Origin of the sequence: Phocaeicola faecium (assembly GCF_014837055.1) — a bacterium.
Taxonomy (GTDB): domain Bacteria; phylum Bacteroidota; class Bacteroidia; order Bacteroidales; family Bacteroidaceae; genus Phocaeicola; species Phocaeicola gallinarum.
In genome coordinates this window covers 1-317 of the sequence record NZ_JACSPQ010000064.1, presented here as the reverse complement: position 1 = coordinate 317, position 317 = coordinate 1, and the positions used below count along the sequence as shown (strand labels likewise).

Annotated in this window: 1 pseudogene; it reads left to right on the top strand. The window is 66.2% G+C overall.

Features of this window, described 5'->3' with window-relative positions:
* Positions 1 to 303 (top strand): annotated as a pseudogene (locus H9626_RS15870) (hypothetical protein); the annotation flags it as partial.
* Between the last annotated feature and the right edge of the window lie 14 nt (positions 304 to 317).

Genomic DNA, 317 nt, shown 5'->3' with positions numbered 1-317 from the left:
CTCAAGGAGTACGACCACCGTCTGGTGGATGGCGTCCGTGTGCCGTTCCCGGACGCGTTCGCCGTCAACGACCGGTTCCTCCGCATGCCGCGTGAGGAGCGCCGCGAATACAGGACCATCCACCCCGGCCGCATCGACGTGGTCGGCGGCGGCGCGCTGGTATGGAGCCGTGTGCTGGCCCGCATCGGCGAGGCGGCCAAGGCCGATCACGGCGTGGCGATCGACTCGTTCGTGGCCAGCGAACACGGCCTGTTGGACGGTATTGTGCTGGATTACGGCAGGCGTCTTCTCACCGCGCGATAATCGTGGCATAATAC